Raw genomic sequence first — 22275 nt, forward strand, 5'->3', positions numbered from 1 at the left:
GACATAAATCCGCGGAGATGCCCCAGAATCATGGCCATCGTCGGCATAATCCCGGCGCGTTTCGGATCGACCCGATTGCCCGGCAAACCCCTCCTATCCGACACCGGATGGCCCCTGATTCGGCACGTCGTGGAGGCCGCGCGGCACGCGAATCGCCTCGATCGGATCGTCGTGGCCACGGATGATGATCGGATCATGCAAGCCGTGGCGGCCTTCGGCGGCGAGGCCGTCATGACCCGCGCCGACCACCCCACCGGCACCGACCGCATCGCCGAGGTCGCCGCCCTGATCCCGGACGCCGACCTCATCGTCAACATCCAGGGGGATGAACCCGAACTCTCCGGCGATGCGATCGACGCGATCGTCGCCCTGCTCGAATCCGACCCGGACGCCCCGATGGCGACCTTGGGGACGCCGATCCGATCCGAGGCGACCTACCGCGACCCGTCGTGCGTCAAGGTGGTGGCCTCGACCCGGGGCCGGGCCCTCTACTTCTCCCGGAGCCCGATCCCCCACCACCGCGACGGCGTGCCCGACTTCTCCGCCGATCCCCCGTCCGCCCTGCTCCACCTGGGGATCTACGGCTATCGCCGCGACTTCCTCCTGGGCTATGCGGCCCTGCCGCCGTCGCCGCTGGAGCAGGCCGAGAAGTTGGAGCAGCTCCGCGTCCTCGAAGCCGGCCTGCCGATCGCCCTCGGGGTGGTCCACGAACATGGCGTGGGCATCGACACCCCCGAGGACTATCGCCGCTTCGTCGGGCGCTGGCGGGCGGCCCGACCTACGGCCTGAGGCTCATCAGGTAGGCGACGAGGTCGGCGAACTCGGCGGGGGTGAGTCCGTCGACCTGCCCGGCGGGCATGATCGACACCTCGCCGAGCTTCCTTTCGTCGATCTGGTCCTTACGGATCCGGATCGGCCGGGCCTCGGCGTCCACCAGCTCGACCTCCGCGTCGGACTCGGCCCGGAGGACGCCGGCGGCCAGGGTGCCATCCTTGCGGGCGATCAGCACCGGCTGGTATCCGGTGGCGATCCGGTTGGACGGTTCCAGCACCGAGCGGATGACCTCGGCCCGGTCGTACTTGCCGGCCAGCCCGGCGAGATCCGGGCCGACGTTGGCCCCGCCCCGCCCGCCGACGGAGTGGCACTTCACGCAGCCGATCCCCCGGGCGTCGAAGAACAGGGCCTCCCCCTTCTTCGGGTCGCCGTCGTGCCCCAGGGCATAGCTCCGCAACGCCTCCGCGATCGGGACCGCGGGGGCGGCCGATCCCGCCGAGCCGTCGTCTTCCGACACCTGGACGCCGAACGCCCAGACGCCCATCCCCTGATGGCTCCGCACGAGGAGGCGGTTGGACCCCTTCTTGAGGGCGACCCGGACGAGGTCGGAATCCGGGGCATAGGGCCGCCCGGCATAGTTCTGGACCGACAGCACCGGCTTGCCGTCGAGCGTGAGCTGGATCGTCCCGCTCGACCCGACCAGCAGCAGCGCGGAGCGGTCGCGGTCCGAGGCGATCTCGGCGACGGCGAACGCGGAGATCTGGGGCGGGTTCTGGGCGTCGTAGCCGAACCCGCCCCGGTCGCCGGCCCCGCCCTTCAGGTCCTCCAGCACGACCTGCCCGGTGACGGGATCGGCCCGGCGATCGGACCAGGCGACGGACCGCCCCTCGGCGCCGGACTCGGGACGGCCGAAGTCGATCGCGGCGGGGTCCGGGAACAGCGGGCCGAGCGTCCGGGGGAACGGCCCGATCACCTTCCAGTCGACGACCGGGGCGAACCGGGCCAGGATCCGCTCCGCGGCCAGGGCCGACGGCCCGGCGAACTCGCCCCGCGCCGCGCGGGCCGCGATGTCGGGTCGGGCCTGATCGCGGATCGCGAGCAACGCCGACTCCCCGGCCCGGCGCAGGTCGGGGTTCTTCCCCTGGATCGCGGCGACGTAGGCGGGGATGGCACGGGCATCGGGCAGGTTGCACAGGGCCATCGTGGCCTCGTCCCTGACGGCTTCATCTTTATCGGCCAGGACGACCAGCCGGCGGACGGCCGCGTCGATCCGGTGCCGGGCCGAGGCGATCGCGGCGGCCCGGCGGACCGGCGCGGCCGGGTCGTCGAGCCGGGCGGCGATGGCCGCGTGGACCTCCTCGGGCAGCGGCTTGCTGTCGAGCGGGAACGCCGCGACGGCGGCCGCGCGGACCAGTTCGGAGGGATGATCGAGGAACCCCGCCAGGTCGTTGGGCGGCAGCCGCCGGCTCATCCCGAGCTTGGGCAAGGCCCGCGCCAGGAGTTCGGCGGGGGCCTTCGGGTCGTAGACCAGCATCATCCGCGCGTTGAGCGCCGGCCGGGCGTTGAGATTGCCCAGGGCATCGAGCGCGGCGGTCCGCACGTCGAGCGGCCGATCCGGGTCGGCCAGGAGCTTCGCCAACGTCGGGGCCGACCCGGCATCCCCCATCAGGCCGAGGGCCTCGACGATGGCCGACAGTAAACGCGGGTCGTCCTCCGAGGGCAGGCGCCTGCGGAACAGGGGCAGGGCACGCGGGCCGACCGCCAGAAGGCCGACCAGGGCCGGGCGGCGGACCGACGGGTCCTCATCTTCCAGGGCGGCGGCCAGCCCTTCGAAGACGGCGGCCATCCCCTCGGCATCCCAGTCCTCGGTCCTCCGGGGCGGGGGCGAGGCCAGGGGGTTGGTGCCGAACCACTGGCCGTCCCATTCGGGATAGCGGCGATACAGGCCGGCCAGGGTCGCGACGACCCGCGCTCTCCACTCGGGGTCCCCCTCGTCGGTCACGATGGCGGCCAGGGCGACGGCGACCGGGACGGCCCAGGTCTGGTCGGCGAGCTTGAGGGCCTCCTCCCGCCGCCGGGGATCGCCGAGGGCCGCGACGAGTGGGGAATCGGCCCAGACGCCGATCGAACGGATCGCCTGGCGGATCGACCAGGCGGCGAACGGGTCGAGTTCCCCGAGCCCGGCATACAAGGCGGGCAAAGAGGCCGGGTCGGCGATCCGGCCGAGGGCGATGGCGGCCTCGCGGCGGACGGCCGGGTCGGCATCGCCCAGATGAGTCGCGATGGCGGACCTGGCCTGGGCGTCGCGGCGGATCCCTCGCGATCGGATCGCCTGGAGCCGCACCTCCGCATCGGGATCGTCGAGCACCGATCGGATCGCCCCCGTTGACTCGCCGCCCGGGATGGCGTCGAGTGCCCACAGGGCATGGATTCTGCCGGCGATCGGGCCGGCCCCCCCGAGCTTGGCGGCCAACTCGGCGACGGACGGAGGGCCGAGTTCGTCGACGATCCGGCGCTGGGCATCGAGGCGGGCCGAGAAGGCCGGGTGATCGAGCGCCGCCAGGCGGGCCGCCAGGTCGGTGCCGGTCGGCCGGGGGGCGGGCGTGACGCGGTCGGCCCCATCGTAGGCCAGGCGGAACAGCCGGCCCGTCGCCGGACCCTTCGCCAGCCACCCGCCATAGGCCCAGTCGACCAGGTAGAAGGACATCCCATCCGGCGAGGCGGCCAGCGAGAACGGGCGGAAGTCGCCCAGGTCTCCCTTCTCGACGACCTTCTCCTTCGCCAGGACCTTGAACGAGGCCCCCTCCCGGGCGATCCGGTAATGCGTGACCGTCTGGGTGCCCCAGTCGCAGAAGAACAGGCCGCCGCGATAGCGTTCGGGCAAACCGTCGTCGTTGTAGCAGATCCCCTGCGTGCCCGACCCGCCGAGCTGGCCGGCGACGATCGGCAGGGCACGATCGGGGGCGGACAGGAACTCGTAGGGATAGCCGTAGTGGCCGCCGACGATGTGGTGGGTCAGGCTATTGGGCCACTTCTTGCTGTCGTCGTCGTTGCCGTAGGTGAACACGTCGTCCTGCGCGGTCAGGGCCACCGAGAGCGGGTTCCTTTCGCCCGAGGAGACCACTTCCAGGTCGGTCCCATCGGGGCGGATCCGGATCACCCCGCCCCCCTTGAGCTGGATGGTCCGGCCGTCGGCCCCCTTCCCCCTCGGGATGCCCTTGTCGCCGACGGCGATATAGAGGAAGCCGTCCATCCCCAGCCGCAGGCCCGACGCGACGTGGTCGTTGATCCCGTTGAACCCCGGCTGGTCGGGGCCGAGCCCGGTCATGAGGTCGACGCGATGGTCGGCCCGGCCGTCGCCGTCGGTGTCGCGGAGGGCGGAGAGGAACGGGGCGTGGACGACGTAGAGCGTGTCATCGGCCCATTCCAGGCCCATCACGGCCCAGAGCTTGTCGGCGAACTCCCGGACCTTGCCGTCCTTGATGGCCACCACCGAGTCGGCCGGCACGGTGGGCGGGCCGGGCATGTCCATCGGGTCTTGCCCGAGGTAGATCGTGCCGTCGGGCGCCGCCACGATGGCGGTCGGGTAGGCGATGTCGGGCGCCTCCACGACCCGTTCGATCTTCCATCCCGGCGCGACCCTGGGCAGGGGGGCCTCGGCGGCGGGGGCGAGGCCGGCCATCGCGGCCAGTCCGTAGGCGAGCGCGAGCGGGGGGCGACGCATCGGTGCGGATCCTTCCGGGGCGGATGGTCTGGAGATCGGCGGGCGTTTGCGGCATGATTGTAGCCGAACGGGGCTCCCGCCCTCAACGAGACGCCGGGACCGCGCCCCTCCCGATCGACGATCCGCCGGAGCCCGAATTCCGTGAGCGACTCCAACCCCGTCTCCGAAGGCGAACTCGAGACGAGCCCCCGGCGCCCCGCCGACCCCAAGAAGAACCCCTCCTACCCCCCGCGCGTCCACCTCCACGAGAAGCCGAAGTGGCTGGCCGAGCTCAAGGAAGTGGAGAACCGGATCGGCTACGCCCGGCAGATGCTCGCCTCGCTAAAGAACGACCCCAAGCGGCCGTCGTTCGAGCGGATCTACGCCCAGATGCAGGGCGCCCGCGACCAGGTCGCCGACGCCGTCCGCCGCCTCCCCCAGGAGACCGGCGACCTCTATCACGAGGATCACCACCGCGTGGCCGACGCCCAGGCCGCCCTCAAGCGGCTGTTCGACCGCTGGGAAAGCCTGACCACCTCCCGCGCCTGAAGACCGAACGCCCGCGCTGATCGCCCGTGCCCCGGCCACCCAGGCGGCCGGGGGCCCTGGCCCCATCGAGGACTGGGGGGGGAAGGCCGCGAGCGGCATGGGCTATCGCCTCCTCTCCGTCGCCGAGAAGGCCCTCGCGAAGTCGATCACCGCTCCCGCACCCGGGGCCTGCTGGGCGTTGGCGGGAGCCTTCCCCGACGACATCGACGACGAGTCCGAGGAGATCGTGCCCGATCCCGCCTCGTCCGCCTGGAGCCGAGATCCGGGCAAGTTGGCCTTGGTATGCCGACCTCTCCCTGCGCGGATGCCAAGGTCCGAGATCGGATCTTCACCTTCCTGCCCGAGGTGGAGGATTTCACCAAGATGCGGTTCCGGTCGGAGGACGGCGGCTCGCACGGACTGGGCCGCCGCCGGGCTCTCTGCCGGGCGGGGTGCGACGATGATGGACCCATCATCCTTCGGCAAGGTCGCCTTTCTGAATAACGACCGATCGGCTAATTTAGAGACCATCTATGGCGTCTTCCCGCCGATCCAGTCGCACTTCGGGCATCCGCTTGCCTCGATCCGCGGTCATCGCCGGCCTGGGATGTGGGGACGGGCGATCATCCACGCCCGGGCCGATCCTTCATGGATCGGGCGTCGAATTTCGGGTCGGGACCGATAAGGGCGGGCCAGCAAAGGGTTCATGCATCGGATAATCGCTACAGGTGTCAATGTTTCCCGGGGTAATCAACTGCAGCATCCTTGCATCACTCAATTCGTGTTAATTTGTCATGCAGCGATTCGAAATCTATTGTTAAGGTAAGCTCGAAACTCCGGATCCTCCCCCCCCAGAGCGAGATCGTTTTTATGGCTAGGCCTTCCTACTGGCAGGAAGTCTCCCGCCGCGGTCCCGACCTCGTGACCAGGATCGTTCGGATCGCACTGGTCATCTACCTGGCCCCCGCACTGATCGCGACCCTCGCCGTCGGAATCGTCGCGCTGGCCCTCTTCCACCTCGCCATCCTGACGTCGTCGGTCTTCCACCACCATCGCACCACGGTCCATCGGCCCACGGCCGTGATGAGTTCGCGGATCGGCGGGGGCCGGAGTGGGGCACCGCCCCTCGTCTGATCGGATCGTGCCAGATCTGTCCACCCCAGCGGACAGCCTCCCGGCACGATCCGGCCGACCCCCGCACCCCACGGCCCCATCAACCGGCCACGGGATGCGGCGCCCGGCTGATCCCGCCATCTCCCGCGGCCGGCGGGGGCAGATCCGCCCCTCGCCCTCCTAGCGTTTGTCCAGGAAGCCATGACCCTTGAGCCAGGAGGCGCACAGGCCCGGCCAGGCCTGGAACGCCGCGTTGGGCACGACCTTGTGGCGGGCCGAGCCGTTGCCCAGGCCGAGCCCGTGCTGGCCCGTCTCGAAGAGGTGGAGTTCGAACGGGACCTTGTGTTTCCGCAGGGCCATCGCGAAGTCCACGCTGTTCTCGACCGGCACCACGACGTCGGCCACGGTGTGGGCCAGGAAGGTCGGCGGCGTCCGCTCGGTGACCTGGGCCTCGTTGGACAGTTCGTGCATCTGCTCCGGGGTGGCATCCGGCCCCAGGAGGTTGCGGGCCGAGCCCTTGTGGCCGGTCTCGGCCTCGAAGCTGACGACCGGGTAGAGCAGGATCGCCAGGTCCGGCCGCTCGGTGAAGCCGTCGACCGGGTCGGCCGGGTTCGCCTCGGCGTCGCGGAAGTGGGTGGCCAGGGTCGACGCCAGGTGGCCGCCGGCCGAGAAGCCGATCACCCCGACCCGCCTGGGGTCGATGCCCCACTCCGCCGACTTCGATCGCACCGTGCGGATCGCGCGTCGGGCGTCAACGAGCGGGGCCGGATGCCGGTACCTGGGGGAGATCCGGTACTTGAGCACGATGCCGGCGATGCCCAGGGTGTTGAGCCACTCGGCGACCTCCATCCCCTCGTGATCGGCGGCGAGCATGCCGTAGCCCCCGCCCGGGCAGACCAGGAAGGCCGCCCCGGTCGCCTTCTCCTTCGGGGGGAGGTAGACGGTCAGGGTCGGGATGTCGCCCGACGACTCCGGCCCGCCGGGCTCGGTGCCGATCGCGCCGGGCGCCCCGTTCGGCCAGAGCGGGAAGGTCTGCGGCCCGGCGGCCGGGGCCGACGCGGGGGCGATCAGGGCGAGGCCCAGGAGCAGGGAATACCGTCGGAGCATGACGTGGGGTCCCGGAGAGGTGGGTGGGTCGAACCGGGCCCCAGTCTCATGCGGAGGCCGGGCCGTGTCAAACCTCCAGGCCGACGGCCCGCATCAGGGCCAGGGCGTTGCTGTGCTCGACCACGCCGGGGCGCATCCGGTAGTCGAAGGCGAGCCGGCCGTCGGCGTCGAGATGGTCGGCGAAGTGGACGTTGATCGCCAGCGGGGCCAGGCTGCCGGCGACCTCGGCCAGGGTCAGGTCGTGGGTCGTGAACAGGCCGATGGCGCCCCGGTCGAGCAGCCCCCGGATCACCGCCTCGGCCCCTTGCAGGCGGTCGTGGGAGTTGGTGCCGGCCAGCACCTCGTCGATCAGGAACAGGAGCGGCCTCGGCCCCCTGGCCAGGTCGAGCAGCTGGCGGAGCCGGAGGATCTCGGCGTAGAACCGCGACCGCCCCTCCTGGAGCGAGTCGTGGACCTTGAGCGTCCCGCCCACGGCCAGCGGCGACAACGTCATCCGGGTCGCCCGGACCGGCGCCCCGGCCTGGGCCAGCACGACGTTCGCCCCCACGGTCCGCAGCCAGGTGCTCTTGCCCGACATGTTCGACCCGCTCACCGCCAGCACCCGGGGCTCGGCCCCCAGGCGGATGTCGTTGCGGACGCAGCGGGCCGCGGCGATCAGGGGATGGCCCAGGCCCTCGGCCTCCAGCATGGGGCCGGCCTCGGCAAACTCGGGGAACGGGGCGTCGGGGTTCTCATAAGAATAGCCGGCGATGGAAGACAGGGCCTCGATCTCGCCCACCGCCTCCAGCCAGCCGCCGATCTCCTTGCCGTGGGCGGCCCTCCAGGCGGCGACCGCCAGGCCGATCTGGGTCTTCCAGAGGAGCACGGCGGCGATCAGGGCGAAGACCGTGTTGTGCCGCGCTTCCAGCCAGGTCACCAGCCGGGCCAGCCGCGCCAGGCGGGCCGACGCCTTGCCCCGGCCCGCGTCGAACCGGGCGACCCGAGCGGAGAGCCCGGCGGTCCCGAACGGCTCGCGCTCGATCCTCGCCAGGAGGTCGGCGAGGTGGGTCAACTCGGGCCCGCGATCGGCCACGCCGGACAGGGCCTCGTCGGCGCGGCGTCGGGCCAGCAGCGCCACCACGCACTCGGCGGCCAGAAGGGCCAGGAACGGCCTCGGCCACGGCCACCCGGACAGCCAGGCGACCAGGGTCGCGACGGTCGCCGCCATCACGCCGAAGGCGACCCAACGCCACGCGGGCGAGGCGGCGGCCGGCCCCTCGGCTCCCCATTTCGCCAGGGCCTCGGGGTCGCCCCCGGCCCGGACGTCGCGGCCCAGGAAGGCCAGGTCTTCGCGGAGGTCGAGCCGGCCCCGCATCCCGGCGACGTCGGCCTGGCGTTCCTTCACCTCGGCGGGATCGGCCGGGCTGAGCAGCCACGCGGCCAGCGTCCGCTCCCCGGCCGCCGTCTGGGCCAGGCACAGCCGCTCGAAGATCGATCCTGTGCCGAACAGGTCGAGGTCGGCGGCGTAGGGGTGATCCTCGTCGAGGAACCGCGTCCCCGGGTTCCCCCGGCCCGACCACCGGCCGTCGAGCCGATCGATGGCCACCTGGTAATAGGCGGCGATCGCCTCGGCCTTGCGGCGGGCGGCGGTGGCGCGGCCGTGGACCACGACCAGCAAGGCAAAGGCCCCGAGGACAACCAGGGGCCAGGCCACGCCCAGGCTCCCCCGGAAGGCCATGACCGCCAGGACGACCAGCGCGATGAACAGGACCAGGCGGAGGGTGGCCCCGGCATCATCGTAGCGGGCCAGGTGGGCGACGCGGGCGGAGGCGGCGTCGAGGCGTCGGCGATACTCGTCGTGGGGCGTCGTGGCGGCATCGCCCGGCCCCGGTCCATGTCCTGCGTCCAAGATCCCGACCCCCGATCCCGCCGTCATCCCGCGCGACGGCCCATCGCCCCACGCTCGCGAGCGATCGTAACCCGGAGGCACCGCGTCGCTCAAGCCGGCCATCGGCGGGCCCCTCGCCCCGGTCGTGAACGGTTGAACCGCGGGCGGGCGCTTGACTGGGGGCGGGCGATGCCTAAACTGGGGCCTGGCTCCAGGGACCGGACGCCCGCCCTTCCGTCGTGCCGCCCATCCCTTCCCCTTCCGCGACATCGCACGATGAACCCACGGCCGACCCTCTTCATCCTCGACGCCTACTCGCTGATCTACCAGGTCTTCCACGCGATCCCGCTGATGACCAGCCCGAGCGGGCAGCCGACGAATGCCGTGTTCGGGATCTTCCGCGACCTGCTCAACATCCTCCGGGTCCACAAGCCGGCCTACCTGGCGGCGGCCTTCGACGGCGGAGGCAAGACGACCCGGGCCGTGAAGTTCGCCGAGTACAAGGCCCAGCGTGGGCCGATGCCCGAGGACATGGTCCCGCAGATCCCGGTGATCAAGCGGGTCTTCGAGGCGTTCAAGGTCCCCGTGCTGATCGTCCCCGGAGCCGAGGCCGACGACATCATCGCCACCCTGGCCCGCAAGGCGACCGCCCGCGACCTCGACGTGGTGATCTGCACCGCCGACAAGGACGCCCGCCAGCTCCTGGACGAGCGCACGCGGATCCTCAACCTCCGGAAGCAGGAATACCTCGACGTCGATGGGCTGATGAAGGACTGGGGCGTCCGGCCCAACCAGGTGATTGATACCCTGGCCCTGACCGGCGACACCGTGGACAACGTCCCGGGCGTGCCCGGCATCGGCCTCAAGACGGCCGCGACCCTGCTCCAGGAGTTCGGCACGCTCGACAACATCCTGGCCAACATCGCCAAGGTGTCCGGTGCCAAGCGCAAGGAGAACCTGACCGCCCACGCCGACACGGCGCGGACGGCCCGAGAACTGGTCACGCTCGACCTCGACGTGGCCGTGGAACTGGACTGGGAGGCGCTGAAGTCGGACGGCTACGACTTCCAGGCCCTCAAGGCGATCTGCCAGGAATGCGGGTTCCACCGCTTCATGGACGAACTCGTCGACACCGCGTCGCCCGTCGAGGCCCCGTGGGACGCCGATTATCGCCTGGTCGACACGCCCGAGGCCCTGGCCGCGTTCGCCGAGGAGCTGAACCGGCAGCCCCGGTTCTCGGTCGACACCGAAACCACGGCCATCGACCCGTTGCAGGCCGAGCTGGTGGGGCTGTCGTTCTCGTGGAAGCCGGGCGTCGCCTATTACCTGCCGGTGATGGGCCCGGAAGGGAGCAAGGTCCTGCCCCTGGACGCCACCCTGGATGCGATCCGCCCGGCCCTGACCAGCCCGGAGACGGAGAAGGTCGGGCAGAACGTCAAGTACGACATGCTGATCCTGGGCCGCAACGGCGTGTCCATCCGGGGCCCGGTCACCGACACGATGGTCCTGAGCTACCTGCTGGAGAGCGGCGAGCGGAACCACAACCTCGACCAGCTCTCCCAAAGGCTCCTGAACCACGCGATGATCCCGATCACGTCCCTGATCGGCAAGGGGAAGTCCCAGGTCACGATGGACAAGGTGGACGTGGCCAAGGTCGCCGAGTATGCCGGCGAGGACGCCGACGCCACCTGGCGGATCGAGGAGATCCTCGCCCCCAAGGTCCGCGAGCAGGGGCTGTGGGACCTGTACGCCGAGGTGGAACGCCCCCTGATCGGCATCCTGGCCGGGATGGAGACGGCGGGCGTGAAGGTCGACGTCCCCCGGCTCAACGCCCTCTCGGCCGAGTTCGCCGCCAAGATCGCCACCATCGAGGCATCGATCTACGAGCACGCCGGGCACCCGTTCAACATCGGGTCTCCCAAGCAGCTCAGCACGGTGCTGTTCGAGGAGCTGAAGCTCCCGTCATACAAGAAGACGCCCGGGGGCGACCCGAGCACCGACTCCGAGGTGCTGGAAGACCTGGCCCGCAAGCATCCCCTGCCCCGGCTGATCGTCGAGCATCGCCACTTCGCGAAGCTCAAGAGCACCTACCTGGACGCCCTGTCCCGCCTGGCCGACGCCGAGGGGCGGGTCCACGCGTCGTTCAACCAGGTGGTCGCCGCCACCGGCCGGCTCAGCTCCAGCGACCCCAACCTCCAGAACATCCCGATCCGGTCGGAGGACGGCGGCCAGATCCGCCAGGCGTTCGTGGCCGGCTTCCCGGGCTGGTCGCTGCTCACGGCGGATTACTCGCAGATCGAACTCCGGATCCTGGCCCACTACTCCAAGGATCCGGCCCTCCTGCGGGCCTTCGAGAACGACATCGACATCCACACGGCGGTCGCGGCCCGGATCTTCAAGGTGCCCGAGGCCGAGGTCGACGGCAACCAGCGTCGGGTGGCCAAGACGGTCAACTTCGGCGTGATCTACGGGATCAAGCCGTTCGGCCTGGCGACCCGCCTGGGGATCACGCAGGCGGAGGCGGCCGCGTTCATCGACGCCTACTTCAATGAATATGCGGGCGTGGAGGCGTTCATGACCCGGACCCTGGAAGGGGCCGCCCGCGACGGCCGGGTGGAGACGATCCTGGGCCGGCGGCGGTCGATCAACGGGATCAAGAACACCACGGGTCGGAACCTGAACCTGGCCGAGCGGACCGCCGTCAACGCGGTGATCCAGGGCTCGGCCGCCGACCTGATCAAGAAGGCGATGATCGCCGTCGACGCCCGGATCCGGTCGGAAGGGCTCAAGGCCCGCATGCTCCTGCAGATCCACGACGAACTGGTCTTCGAGGCCCCGGACGCCGAGATCCCGGCCCTGGCCGAGCTGGTCCGGGCGGAGATGATCGGGGCGATCCCCTTCGACGTGCCGCTCCAGGTCGACGTCGGCGTCGGGCCGAACTGGCTGGACACCACCAGCCTGCCCAGCCCCTGAAATCGGGCGGGATGCGGGCATTCCCGGGCGATTGCGATTGCAAGGCGTGCGTGGATGTCGTATAAAAACCGTGAAGCAATCGCTCGCGATCCCCCAAGCGTCACCCATCGACTCGCCCGCCATCCGTCACCTCACGCCTGGCGAGGCCCTCCGGGCCAGAAAGCCCGCGAGCCGGCATCGACCGACCGGATCACCTTGGGACTCACAGCGGTTCCGTTCGCGATGGTGACCGTCCCTCCGTTCCTGGACGCGGCCCCATCGCTCGCCCGGTTCTCATCCATCGCCGTGGGCTTCGTGCGTGCCCTCGCGACCCGCCCCCTCGCCCGACCCATTCGGGCACGACTCCCCATCGTTTTAACATGCCGCGATACAACCGCCCCGAACCTGCCCCCCGTCGACGTCCCCCCGGAGCCTGGCGCTTCGGGCCGGTCCCGGTGATCGGCCTGGTCGGCGGGATCGGGGCCGGCAAGAGCCGGGTCGCCGCCGAGTTCGCCGCCCGGGGCGCCCTGATCCTCGACGCCGACAAGATCGGCCACGTCCTGCTGTCCCAGCGCCCTTGCCGCGAGGTCGTCATCGAGCGGTTCGGCGAGTCGATCCTGGGCGAGTTCGGGACGGTGGAGGAGGGGGCCGAGGGGGACGAGCCGGGCGTGGGTCGGCGGCCGATCGACCGCAAGGCCCTGGGGGCGATCGTCTTCGCCGACCCCGACAGGCTCCGCGACCTGGAGGCCATCCTCCACCCGCTGATGCGCAAGACGTTCGAGCGGGCCATCGGCCGCGAGCAAAGGCGGAGGCGGGTCCCGGCCGTCGTGCTCGACGCGGCGATCCTCTACGAGGCCGGCTGGGAGTCGCTGTGCGACACGGTGGTCTTCGTGGACGCCCCGCGCGAGGTCCGGCTGGCCCGGGTCGCGGAATCTCGCGGCTGGGACGAACAAACGCTCGACGCCCGCGAAAAGATCCAGGGGCCGATCGACGAGAAGCGGCGAAGGGCCTTCCACGTCCTGTCCAATGCCGGGACTCCCGAGGAGCTCAAGGCCGAGGTCGACGCCCTGTGGCCCCGGCTGATCGCCCGGCCCCGCGCCCGGAAGGGCGAGCTCCTGATGCCCCCGAGGCTTCCCGAGATGGATTGAAGCCGCGGCCAACGCCCCCGATCTCCCGCGTCACGTCCCGTTCCCCCAGGATTCCGCCTCGTCCCCCGCCCGATCCGGCGTGCGACCGGATCTCCCCGAAACGACCCATCTCCCATCCAGACATATCGCCGTCGGGCGGCGCGCGGACCGACGGCCGCCCGACTTCGCCCGCCCGCACGAGGAGCTACGATCCCCATGCCCAACGAGACGCGCCCGCGCCGGGAGTCCTCCTCCACGTCGCGGCTCCGGAGCAAGGCCGCGACGGCCGCCGCCCCGGCCACCGATGAAGCCCCGACCCCGACCGCCGAGGTCGCCGCCACGCCCCGGCCGCCCGAGGACGCCCCGGCCGCCGAGCCGGTCGCGACCCCGGCCCCCGCGCCCCGCGAGCGGGTCGAACGGCAGATCGAGCGCGAGCCGGCCCGGGCCCGCGAGGCCGCCGGTCCCACCCTCCGCGACCGGATCTCGCGCGACCGCGCCGAGCGCGAGGTCGGCTCCCGCGTCGAGGCCCGCGACGGCATCCCCGTCCGCTCCCGGGAAGCCGAGCCCGTCGCGGCGCAGGCCCCGGCCGCCCCCGCGCGGATGGAGCGCGAGTTCGGCGTGATGCCGCCGCCCGCCTCGGACGATGAGTTGGCCCTGCCCATCCCCGCCGGGATCCCCGGCGAGGACGACGATGACGCCTTCGGCGACAACGCGATCCACGATCGCTACGAGGACATCAAGCGCGGCGAGATCCACCTCACCGAGCTGCAGAAGATGACCATGCCCCAGCTCATTCGCACCGCGAAGAGCGAGGGGGTCATCGAGTTCACCGGGCTCAAGAAGCAGGATCTGATCTTCAAGATCCTCAAGGAGCGGGTCAAGCAGAACGGGCTGATGTTCGGCGAGGGGACGCTGGAGGTCCTGCCCGACGGCTTCGGCTTCCTCCGCAGCCCCGACTACAACTACCTGCCCTGCCCCGACGACATCTACGTGTCGCCGAGCCAGATCCGCCGGTTCGGGCTGAAGACCGGGGCGATCGTCGCCGGCCAGATCCGCCCGCCCAAGGAGAACGAGCGCTACTTCGCGCTGCTCCGGGTCGAGGCGATCAACTTCGAAGATCCCGACAAGCTCAGCGAGAAGGTCGGCTTCGACGACCTGACCCCGCTCCACCCGCTCGGCCGGCTCACCCTGGAGCACGGCCCCGACGACATGAACATGCGGGTGGTCGACCTGGTCTCGCCGATCGGCATGGGCCAGCGCGGGCTGATCGTCGCGCCGCCGCGGACCGGCAAGACGATCCTGCTCCAGAAGATCGCCAACAGCATCCTGGCCAATCACGAGACCGCCTACGTGATGGTCCTGCTGATCGACGAGCGCCCGGAAGAAGTGACCGACATGGAGCGTTCGGTCAAGGGGCCGACCGCCGAGGTCATCTCCTCGACCTTCGACGAGCCCGCCAGCCGCCACATCCAGGTCGCCGAGATGGTGATCGAGAAGGCCAAGCGGATGGTCGAATACGGCCGCGACGTGGTGATCCTGCTCGACTCGATCACCCGCCTGGCGCGGGCGTACAACACCGAGGCCCCGCACTCCGGCAAGATCCTCACCGGCGGCATCGACGCCTCGGCGTTGCAGAAGCCCAAGCGGTTCTTCGGCGCCGCCCGCAAGATCGAGGACGCCGGCAGCCTCACGATTTTGGCCACCGCGCTGATCGACACCGGCAGCCGGATGGACGACGTGATCTTCGAGGAGTTCAAGGGCACCGGCAACATGGAGCTGCACCTCGACCGGCGTTTGGTCGACAAGCGGGTTTGGCCGGCCATCGACGTCAACCGCTCCGGCACCCGCCGCGAGGAGTTGCTGATGGACCCCGAGGAACTCCGACGCGTCTGGATCCTCCGCCGCGTCCTCAACGACATGAACCCCGTCGAGGCCATGGAACTGCTCACCGGCCGGATGCGGAAGACCAAGTCCAACGCCGAGTTCCTGATGAGCATGAACCTGTCCTGAGCCGGGTCGGAGGCGACACGATGGCCACGGCGTCCCGCCGCCAGCATCGCGACGTGAAGGTCCTTCGCAACGTCCCCTACGAGGTGTACCGACTCCTCGTCGAGGACGAGGCGAATGACCACCTCCGCATGTCCTACCACGACGGGACGCTCGAAATCGTGTCGCCCAAGCATCTCCGACATGAAATCCCGAGCGTCCGACTCCTCTTCCTGGTGACGACCGCCGCCGAGGTGCTGGGCATCGATTATCGGGCCGTCGGGAGCGGCACCTGCATGAAAGCCGGTGCCGGGCCCTTCCTCGGCGTGGGCAAGGAGCCCGACCAAAGCTTCTACTTCGCCAACCATCGCCGTCTCCCGACCGATCGCGAGGTCGACCTGGACGCCGGGGACCCGCCGCCCGACCTCTGGATCGAGGTCGACAATCGCGTCAGTTCCGCAGGTCGGCTGCCGGTCTATGCGGCCCTCGGCGTCCCGGAGGTCTGGCAGTTTCGGGTCAAGTCCCGCAAGGTCCAGTTCCTCCGGCTGGTCGGCAACAACTACGAAGTGGCCGATCGGAGCTTATCGTTGCCGATCCTGACCCCGGCCTTCGTCCGGGACGCGCTGACGACGAACCATGACCTTTCCGACCTCGACTGGATCCGCCGGCTCCGCGATTCGATCGGCAGGCTCGTGGCCGATCGGGCCAGCGATTAAGATGGGGTCTCGGCAAGAAGCTTGTCCCGGCCCGGAGGCGATGATGGCCACGGCGTCCCGCCGCCAGCACCGCGACGTGAAGGTCCTGCACCGCGTCCCCTACGCGATGTATGCGCAACTCGTCGAGGACGAGGCGAACCGGCACGTCCGCATGTCCTATCACAACGGGACGCTCGAAATCGTGTCGCCGATCTATCTCGCCCACGAACGTCCCAGCGCCCGCCTTCGATTGATCGTGACCACCGTCGCTGATGCGTTGGGCCTCGCCTACGAGGGGTGCGATAGCTCGACGTTCAAGAAGGCCGGGGACGGCCCATTCCTCGGGGTGGGCAAGGAGCCCGACCAGTCGTTCTACATCCCCAACGTTGCCCGCCTGCCGAGGGAACTCGAACTAAATCTTGAAGCGGGCGACCCGCCGCCCGACCTCTGGATCGAGGTCGACAATCGCGTCAGTTCGGCGGGACGCCTGCCGGTCTACGCGACGCTCGGCGTCCCGGAAGTCTGGCGATACCGGGTGAAGAGTCGGAAGTTCCAGATGCTCGGCCTGACCGACGGCCAGTACCGGGAGATCGAGCGGAGCCTTTCGCTGCCGGTGCTCACCCCGTCGCTGGTCCTGGAAGCCCTGTCCCTCGGGGGTGGGCTGCGCGAGGTGGAGTCGGATTGGGTCCGGATGCTCCGCGACTGGGCCCGCCGTCTCGTTGAGACCAGGGCCGACAGGAAATGAAAAGGCCGATCTCCAAAAGTCATGACGAGGCCAGCGACCCGGACTTTTGCCCCCGATGCCTCGGCGGGCGAGTGTTGATCGGGAAGCTTCAAGGTCATCCGGGTCTCGCCACTCCGGTCTATTTCCGCTGGAACGGCCCTCAAACCCCCTGGCAGCAATTCTGTTCCTTCTTAGGTTTCTGGCCGCGAATCCTCAACTTTCAATCCGATGCTCTCCTCTGCCGCGATTGCGGTATGCTTTGGGCTTCCATCGACTTCGATGAAGCAACGAAGTACGCGAGTGAGAGGGCGAAGGCCGACCTCGGCCGTGCCGCGAAATCACCGTCCCTGGACGATGAACACTTCTGAAACTTGACTCCGATATACCCAGGCCCGAGACCCCGAGCGATGCCCACGTTTGAAGGTGACTTCTCCCCGCCCGCCGGCCGGTTCGCGATCGTCGCGGCCCGGTTCAACTCGCTGATCATCGAGCCGATGCTGGCGGCGTGCCGCGACACGTTCGCGCGTCATGGCGTGGCCGCGGACCGGATCGACGTGGCCTGGGTGCCGGGGTCGTTCGAGATCCCGCTGGTGGCCAGGAAGATGGCGGAGACGAACCGATATGCGGCGGTGATCTGCCTGGGGTGCGTGATCCGGGGGGAGACCGGGCACTATGACCACGTCGCCGGGCAGGCGTCCGGCGGGGTCCTGCAGGCGGGGATGAGCACCGGCGTGCCGGTGATCTTCGGCGTGCTGACGACCGACACCGTCGAGCAGGCGTTGAACCGGGCCGGGCTGAAAGCCGGCAACAAGGGGATCGACGCCGCGATGGCGGCCATCGAGATGGTCAACCTGCTCGGGCAGATCGACGGCGCGTCGGCCTGATCCCGGGCGATGGATGGCCTTCGAAACGACGAAGACGCGGCGTGCCGCGTCTCGTTCGGTTCGTTCCGGCGAGGGCGAGGCTCAGAGGCCGACGCCGCCGAGGTGCTTCTTCTTGAGCGGGTTGCGGACGCCGTGCCGCTTGACGCGGCGGCCCTTGGCGACGGGCGAGCTGTCGGCCTTGCGCCGCCACTTGCTGCTCTTGCGATGCTTGGTCTTCTTCTTCATGGCGCACCTGGACTGGGTTCTCGGTCGGGCGAGAAAGCGCCCATTGTGCGGACTCGGACCGCGGGAATCAATCCGAGTTCGCCGGTTTCTCGTCCCGATCTTCGGTAGATGGCTCAGCGGGGGCCCGACGGGGTGGCCCCGCGGGTCGTGACGACCGGGGTCCGGATGGTGAAGGTGTAGGGCTTGCTCAGCTCGCTGGCGAAGTTCTGGTCGGTCGCGCGGGCGAACACGGTGTACTTGCCATCGGGCAGGGGCGTGGCGATCTTGACCGAGTAGCGCCCCGAGGCGTCGGTCACGGCGCTGGTGCCGAGGACCCGGCCGCCGGAGTCGACGATCTGGATCGTGGCGCCGTCGGTGTAGGAGCCGGTGAAGGTGGGCTGATTGGACCGGGTGAAGTCCATGCCCTTGGAGACCGTGCGGCCGGCCGGCGTGAGGCGGGGCGACGCCGGCTGGAGCAGGGGCCGGCCCGTGCCGAGGGCCACCTGGAGGACGGTCGCGTAGTGGTTGGCCACCACGATCGCCGAGGTCCGCTGGGTGGAATCGAACTGGGTGAGCTGGTTCATGCCATCGCGGAGCTGGGCCCGCGTGGTGGCCGAGGCGCCCGCCCCCTTGAGCACCGCGTCGAAGTCGTTGCTGAGCGTCTGGGCGTCGCTCGGCCGGATGTTCTGGTTGGTCAGGACCCGGCGCAGGTCGACGTTGAACTTGTTCACCAGCTGCGGCGTGGAGGCGTGGAGGGCCGCGACGTTGGTGCGGAGCGCGGTCTGGATCTCGGCGATGGCCGCATCCGGGAGCTTGTTGTTCTCGGTCAACCGGCCGAGGAAGAAGGGCAGGTTCTCGATCCGCTGGAACTTGGTCTGGATCGTCTCGGCCACGGCCGTGTTGGCCGTCACCTGGGCGTTGGCCCCCCTGTTGGCGGCCGCGGCGACCGCGGCGGGATTCGCGGCGGACGTGCTCGCGGTGCTGAGCAGGTTGCGGATCTCCAGACCTTCCGACCTGGGGACGAAGCGGCGTTTGTCCATCGCGAGCGGCTCCCGGCTCGGCATCCCTGCCCGAGCGATCATCGTGCGTCGTGTCAAAGGACTTCGATGATGCGGTGCCCGATGCGAGCCGGGGTTCTACCGGAAAAGCTCAAGTTTGCCCAGGGGATTTCCCGGGCATGATCCCCCGCCGCTCCAGGAGCATCCGGAGGTAGGACCGCGGCTCGACCTCCGAGAGCCCGAGCCGGCGGGCCAGGTCGTTCACGGCGGCCTGCGCGGCGGGGAGGTCGCCGGCCCCGTCGACCAGGGTCTCCACCTCGGCGAACAGGCCCAGCTCGCCGGCATCGTCGAGGGTCACGCTCATGGCCCGCCCGCCGTCGTCGAGGTGGTACGAGATCCGCGTCTTTGCGACCGTGGCGACCGGGCGGAAGCCGAGGCGGTCGAAGACCTCGGCCATCTGCGACCGGGCCGAGGCCCCGGGGTCGAACGAAACCTCGATCTCCTCGCGGGTCTTGGCCGTCCCCCCCTGCTTGGGCCCCTTGTAGGTGACGGCGTTGCCCTCCCCCTCGGACCGGATCCGGAACGCCTCGCCGGTCTGGGCGAAGTCGCGCGAGGGATGGGCGAGATACAGGTCAGTGTTGTCGACGGCCGGTCCGGCCGACGCGCCGGCCGCGGCGAGGCGGGCCGCGAGGTCGGCGTGGTCGGGCACCCGGTACTTGATCTCGACTTCATACCCCATCAGCGTTCGACCTTCAGGAACAGCACGCCCAGCGGGGGGAGCCGGAGCGAGACGTGGAACGGCCGGCCTGACCACTCGCCGGGGTGGGCCCACACGCCGCCGGCGTTGCCGAAGTTCGACCCGGCGTAGCCCTCGGCGTCGGTGTTGAGGATCTCGCGATAGTAGCCGGCCTCCGGGACGCCGATCCGGTAGTTTTCCCGGGCGACCGGGGTGAAGTTGCAGACGACGACGACGGCTTCCCTGGGGTCCTTGCCGCGGCGGAGGAAGGCCAGGACGCTGTTCTCCCAGTCGTGGAGTTCCAGCCACTCGAACCCCTGCCAGTCGAAGTCGACTTGATGCAGCGCCGGCTCGGACTTGTAGAGATGGTTGAGGTCGGAGACCAGCCGCTTGATCCCCTGGTGGTCGCGCCACTGTAGCAGGTGCCAGTCGATGCTCCGGTCGGCGCTCCACTCCTGCCACTGGGCCAGCTCGTCCCCCATGAACAGGAGCTTCTTGCCGGGGTGGCCGAACATGTAGCCGTAGAGCAGCCGGAGGTTGGCGAACTTCTGCCAGACATCGCCGGGCATCTTCTCGATCAGCGATCCCTTGCCGTGGACGACCTCGTCGTGCGACAGCGGCAGGATGAAGTTCTCGGTGAAGGCATAGATCAGGCTGAAGCTGAGCTGGCCGTGGTCGTACTTACGGTGGATCGGGTCCTTCTCGATGTACTTGAGCGTGTCGTTCATCCAGCCCATGTTCCACTTCAGGCTGAAGCCGAGCCCGCCCAGGTAGGTGGGCCGGGAGACGCCCGGGAAGCTCGTCGACTCCTCGGCGGCGGTGATGATGCCCGGGTGTTCCTGGTGGCACAGCTCGTTGAGACGCTTCAGGAAGCCGATCGCCTCCAGGTTCTCGTTGCCGCCGTGGATGTTGGGGATCCACTCGCCCGCCTTGCGGGAGTAGTCGAGGTAGAGCATCGAGGCCACCGCGTCGACCCGGAGGCCATCGAGGTGGTAGCGTTCGAGCCAGAACAGGGCGTTGCCGATCAGGTAGTTGCGCACCTCGGACCGGCCATAGTTGTAGATCTTCGTGCCCCAGTCGAGGTGCTCGCCGAGCCGGGGGTCCTCGTGCTCATAAAGGTGGGTGCCGTCGAAGAAGCCGAGGCCGTGGAGGTCGCGCGGGAAGTGGGCCGGGACCCAGTCCAGGATCACGCCGTAGCCGTGGCGGTGGAGCGTGTCCACGAAGTAGGCGAAGTCGTCGGGCGTGCCGTGCCGCGCGGTCGGGGCGAACATGCCGATCGGCTGGTAGCCCCAGCTGCCGTCGAACGGGTGCTCGGTGATCGGCAACAACTCGACGTGGGTGAACCCGGTGTCGCGGAGGTAGGCCACCAGGTCGTCGGCCAGCTCGCGATAGGTCAGGTAGCGGTCCCCGTCCTCGGGCTTCCGCTTCCACGACCCGAGGTGGCACTCGTAAATCGAGACCGGGGCGTCGAGTCCCTGCCGGGCGGCCCGGTCCTTCATCCAGTCCTGGTCGTTCCAGGCGAACCGGGTCACGTCCCAGACCTTGGACGCGGTCTTGGGCCGGAGTTCGGCGGCGAACCCGTAGGGGTCGGCCTTCTGGACGAGGTAGCCGTTGTGGCGGCTCTTGATCTCGAACTTGTAGACCTCGCCGGGCCGGAGGTCGGGGAGGAAAATCTCCCAGAACCCGCCGGAGACCGCGCGCATCGCGTGGCGGCGGCCGTCCCAGTGGTTGAAGTCGCCGATCACGCTCACGCGGAGGGCGTTGGGCGCCCAGACCGCGAAGTGGACGCCCTGGATCCCCTCATGGTGTTTGACGTGGGCGCCCAGCTTCTCATAATTCTTGTAATGCGTCCCCTCGCCGAGCAGGTGGAGGTCGTAGTCGGTCAGCACCGGGCCGAACTGATACGGGTCGACGAACTCCCAGCCGTGGCCGTCGTGGTTCTCGACGGCGAGCCGATACGGGAACCGCAGGGCGTGGTCGGGGATGATGACTTCGAAGAACCCCTCGTCCCTCACCCGGGTCATGGGCACGCGGGTGCCCGGTTCCCCCTGGTCCAGCCTCACCACCCAGGCCTTGGCGGCGTCGGGCAGGAAGGCGCGGATCACGCGGGCGGCCTTGCCCTTGACCTGGACCTCGTGCTGCCCGAGCACGGAGAATGGGTCCCAGTAATTGCCGTGGATGATGTGGTCGATGACGTCGGCGGGCGTCGTCGGCGAGGCCAGAGGGGTCGCGGTCGCTGGTGCCATCGTCTTCGCCTCGCTCGAACGTGTCATTCTGTCAGCTCCCTCGCGGGCCTCAAGTCGGGACATGGCCTGCCTCGTCGCAACCGACGTGCCCATCATACCCCGAAGGCCGACGACACCGGGATGGGGTCCCGCGTCGTCGGCCTTCGGGGTCGGGCATGGCGGGTGCGGACGGGCCGCTGGCTACTCGAACGTGCCCGCCTTGGTGAGCTTGAAATGGAACTCGTTCTTGGAGGCGTCCGGGTCGATCGTCTTCTTGATGATCGACTTCACATTGAACGCGGGCGGGATCGTCTCGGCCAGGATGTCCATGGTCGGCGCGCCGTCCCCCATGATGTTGGGGATGGTCTTGCCCGTCTTCTTGGCGGCGTTGATCTTGATGACGTAGGTCCGGCCGGCGGTCGGCCCGGCGTCGGCGGCGATGTCGAACTTGCCGCCCTGGATCGGCCCCTGGGCCGGGGCCGCGTCGTCGGTCGACTCGAAGGTGATCGACCCGGCCTCGACCGGCGCGCCGTCGAGCGTCACGTCGCCCCAGGCGCGCATCGTCCTCGGCCCGGTCTCCTGGGAGCAGCCGGGCGCGAGGGCCGCCAGGGCCAGCAGGCCGGCGATCGGGATGGAATGGAACCGCATCGGA

Annotated in this window: 17 protein-coding genes; 9 read left to right on the forward strand and 8 right to left on the reverse strand. The window is 69.7% G+C overall.

Annotated features, from left to right (window positions below; all coding sequences use genetic code 11):
- Positions 1-30 precede the first annotated feature (30 nt).
- On the forward strand, positions 31-789 hold the full coding sequence (kdsB, locus tag TA3x_RS25705) for a 3-deoxy-manno-octulosonate cytidylyltransferase (protein WP_435017527.1): 759 nt from the start codon (positions 31-33) through the stop codon (positions 787-789).
- Here kdsB and TA3x_RS25710 read toward each other — a convergent pair.
- Positions 779-4498 carry a HEAT repeat domain-containing protein gene (locus TA3x_RS25710; protein ID WP_435017528.1) on the reverse strand — a complete coding sequence of 1240 codons (3720 nt, stop codon included), beginning with the start codon at positions 4496-4498 and terminating at the stop codon, positions 779-781. The genes kdsB and TA3x_RS25710 overlap by 11 nt on opposite strands.
- A 141-nt stretch (positions 4499-4639) precedes the next feature.
- Here TA3x_RS25710 and TA3x_RS25715 point away from each other — a divergent pair, with 141 nt between their 5' ends.
- Together TA3x_RS25715 and TA3x_RS25720 are read left to right on the forward strand one after the other, a co-directional pair.
- Complete coding sequence (locus TA3x_RS25715; protein ID WP_435017529.1) at positions 4640-5026, forward strand: hypothetical protein; 387 nt, start codon at positions 4640-4642, stop codon at positions 5024-5026.
- A gap of 849 nt (positions 5027-5875) precedes the next feature.
- Positions 5876-6139, forward strand: coding sequence for a hypothetical protein (locus tag TA3x_RS25720; protein WP_435017530.1), 264 nt, complete (start codon positions 5876-5878; stop codon positions 6137-6139).
- A 159-nt stretch (positions 6140-6298) separates the two neighbouring features.
- Here TA3x_RS25720 and TA3x_RS25725 read toward each other — a convergent pair whose 3' ends face one another.
- Both TA3x_RS25725 and TA3x_RS25730 read right to left on the reverse strand, forming a co-directional pair.
- Positions 6299-7225, reverse strand: coding sequence for an alpha/beta hydrolase (locus TA3x_RS25725; RefSeq protein WP_435017531.1), 927 nt, complete (start codon positions 7223-7225; stop codon positions 6299-6301).
- A gap of 67 nt (positions 7226-7292) precedes the next feature.
- On the reverse strand, positions 7293-9113 hold the full coding sequence (locus TA3x_RS25730) for a MutS-related protein (RefSeq protein ID WP_435017532.1): 1821 nt from the start codon (positions 9111-9113) through the stop codon (positions 7293-7295).
- Between the two features lie 255 nt (positions 9114-9368).
- Here TA3x_RS25730 and polA point away from each other — a divergent pair, with 255 nt between their 5' ends.
- The 6 genes from polA to ribH all read left to right on the forward strand — a co-directional run bounded on the left by polA (position 9369) and on the right by ribH (position 17460).
- Entirely contained in the window at positions 9369-12065 is a 2697-nt protein-coding gene (gene polA / locus TA3x_RS25735) for a DNA polymerase I (RefSeq protein WP_435017533.1), read from the forward strand.
- Positions 12066-12499: 434 nt separating this feature from the next.
- On the forward strand, positions 12500-13192 hold the full coding sequence (coaE, locus tag TA3x_RS25740; RefSeq protein ID WP_435017534.1) for a dephospho-CoA kinase: 693 nt from the start codon (positions 12500-12502) through the stop codon (positions 13190-13192).
- Positions 13193-13387: 195 nt separating this feature from the next.
- Positions 13388-15181, forward strand: coding sequence for a transcription termination factor Rho (gene rho, locus TA3x_RS25745; RefSeq protein WP_435017535.1), 1794 nt, complete (start codon positions 13388-13390; stop codon positions 15179-15181).
- A 20-nt stretch (positions 15182-15201) separates the two neighbouring features.
- On the forward strand, positions 15202-15873 hold the full coding sequence (locus TA3x_RS25750; protein ID WP_435017536.1) for a Uma2 family endonuclease: 672 nt from the start codon (positions 15202-15204) through the stop codon (positions 15871-15873).
- 43 nt (positions 15874-15916) lie between these two features.
- Positions 15917-16597, forward strand: a complete 681-nt coding sequence (locus tag TA3x_RS25755) for a Uma2 family endonuclease (protein ID WP_435017537.1) — start codon at positions 15917-15919, stop codon at positions 16595-16597.
- A gap of 386 nt (positions 16598-16983) precedes the next feature.
- Complete coding sequence (gene ribH / locus TA3x_RS25760; RefSeq protein ID WP_435017538.1) at positions 16984-17460, forward strand: 6,7-dimethyl-8-ribityllumazine synthase; 477 nt, start codon at positions 16984-16986, stop codon at positions 17458-17460.
- 81 nt (positions 17461-17541) lie between these two features.
- Here ribH and TA3x_RS25765 read toward each other — a convergent pair whose 3' ends face one another.
- The 5 genes from TA3x_RS25765 to TA3x_RS25785 form a co-directional block, all read right to left on the reverse strand.
- Positions 17542-17685, reverse strand: a complete 144-nt coding sequence (locus tag TA3x_RS25765; protein ID WP_435017539.1) for a hypothetical protein — start codon at positions 17683-17685, stop codon at positions 17542-17544.
- Between the two features lie 113 nt (positions 17686-17798).
- Positions 17799-18704 carry an Ig-like domain-containing protein gene (locus TA3x_RS25770; protein WP_435017540.1) on the reverse strand — a complete coding sequence of 302 codons (906 nt, stop codon included), beginning with the start codon at positions 18702-18704 and terminating at the stop codon, positions 17799-17801.
- Between the two features lie 109 nt (positions 18705-18813).
- Positions 18814-19401 carry a class IV adenylate cyclase gene (cyaB, locus tag TA3x_RS25775; RefSeq protein ID WP_435017541.1) on the reverse strand — a complete coding sequence of 196 codons (588 nt, stop codon included), beginning with the start codon at positions 19399-19401 and terminating at the stop codon, positions 18814-18816.
- Positions 19401-21671, reverse strand: a complete 2271-nt coding sequence (gene glgB, locus TA3x_RS25780; RefSeq protein WP_435017542.1) for a 1,4-alpha-glucan branching protein GlgB — start codon at positions 21669-21671, stop codon at positions 19401-19403. The genes cyaB and glgB overlap by 1 nt, the downstream gene beginning before the upstream one ends.
- A gap of 153 nt (positions 21672-21824) precedes the next feature.
- On the reverse strand, positions 21825-22271 hold the full coding sequence (locus TA3x_RS25785; RefSeq protein ID WP_435017543.1) for a hypothetical protein: 447 nt from the start codon (positions 22269-22271) through the stop codon (positions 21825-21827).
- Positions 22272-22275: the final 4 nt, after the last annotated feature.

This window comes from Tundrisphaera macrotermitis, assembly GCF_051175315.1.
Classification (GTDB): domain Bacteria; phylum Planctomycetota; class Planctomycetia; order Isosphaerales; family Isosphaeraceae; genus Tundrisphaera.

Bases quoted from the DNA above. Each gene is read 5' to 3' on its own strand.
- kdsB (WP_435017527.1), top strand. From the start codon at position 31: ATGGCCATCGTCGGCATAATCCCGGCGCGTTTCGGATCGACCCGATTG.
- TA3x_RS25710 (WP_435017528.1), bottom strand. From the start codon at position 4,498: ATGCGTCGCCCCCCGCTCGCGCTCGCCTACGGACTGGCCGCGATGGCC.
- TA3x_RS25720 (WP_435017530.1), top strand. From the start codon at position 5,876: ATGGCTAGGCCTTCCTACTGGCAGGAAGTCTCCCGCCGCGGTCCCGAC.
- TA3x_RS25725 (WP_435017531.1), bottom strand. From the start codon at position 7,225: ATGCTCCGACGGTATTCCCTGCTCCTGGGCCTCGCCCTGATCGCCCCC.
- polA (WP_435017533.1), top strand. From the start codon at position 9,369: ATGAACCCACGGCCGACCCTCTTCATCCTCGACGCCTACTCGCTGATC.
- rho (WP_435017535.1), top strand. From the start codon at position 13,388: ATGCCCAACGAGACGCGCCCGCGCCGGGAGTCCTCCTCCACGTCGCGG.
- TA3x_RS25750 (WP_435017536.1), top strand. From the start codon at position 15,202: ATGGCCACGGCGTCCCGCCGCCAGCATCGCGACGTGAAGGTCCTTCGC.
- TA3x_RS25755 (WP_435017537.1), top strand. From the start codon at position 15,917: ATGGCCACGGCGTCCCGCCGCCAGCACCGCGACGTGAAGGTCCTGCAC.
- ribH (WP_435017538.1), top strand. From the start codon at position 16,984: ATGCCCACGTTTGAAGGTGACTTCTCCCCGCCCGCCGGCCGGTTCGCG.
- TA3x_RS25765 (WP_435017539.1), bottom strand. From the start codon at position 17,685: ATGAAGAAGAAGACCAAGCATCGCAAGAGCAGCAAGTGGCGGCGCAAG.
- TA3x_RS25770 (WP_435017540.1), bottom strand. From the start codon at position 18,704: ATGGACAAACGCCGCTTCGTCCCCAGGTCGGAAGGTCTGGAGATCCGC.
- cyaB (WP_435017541.1), bottom strand. From the start codon at position 19,401: ATGGGGTATGAAGTCGAGATCAAGTACCGGGTGCCCGACCACGCCGAC.
- glgB (WP_435017542.1), bottom strand. From the start codon at position 21,671: ATGACACGTTCGAGCGAGGCGAAGACGATGGCACCAGCGACCGCGACC.
- TA3x_RS25785 (WP_435017543.1), bottom strand. From the start codon at position 22,271: ATGCGGTTCCATTCCATCCCGATCGCCGGCCTGCTGGCCCTGGCGGCC.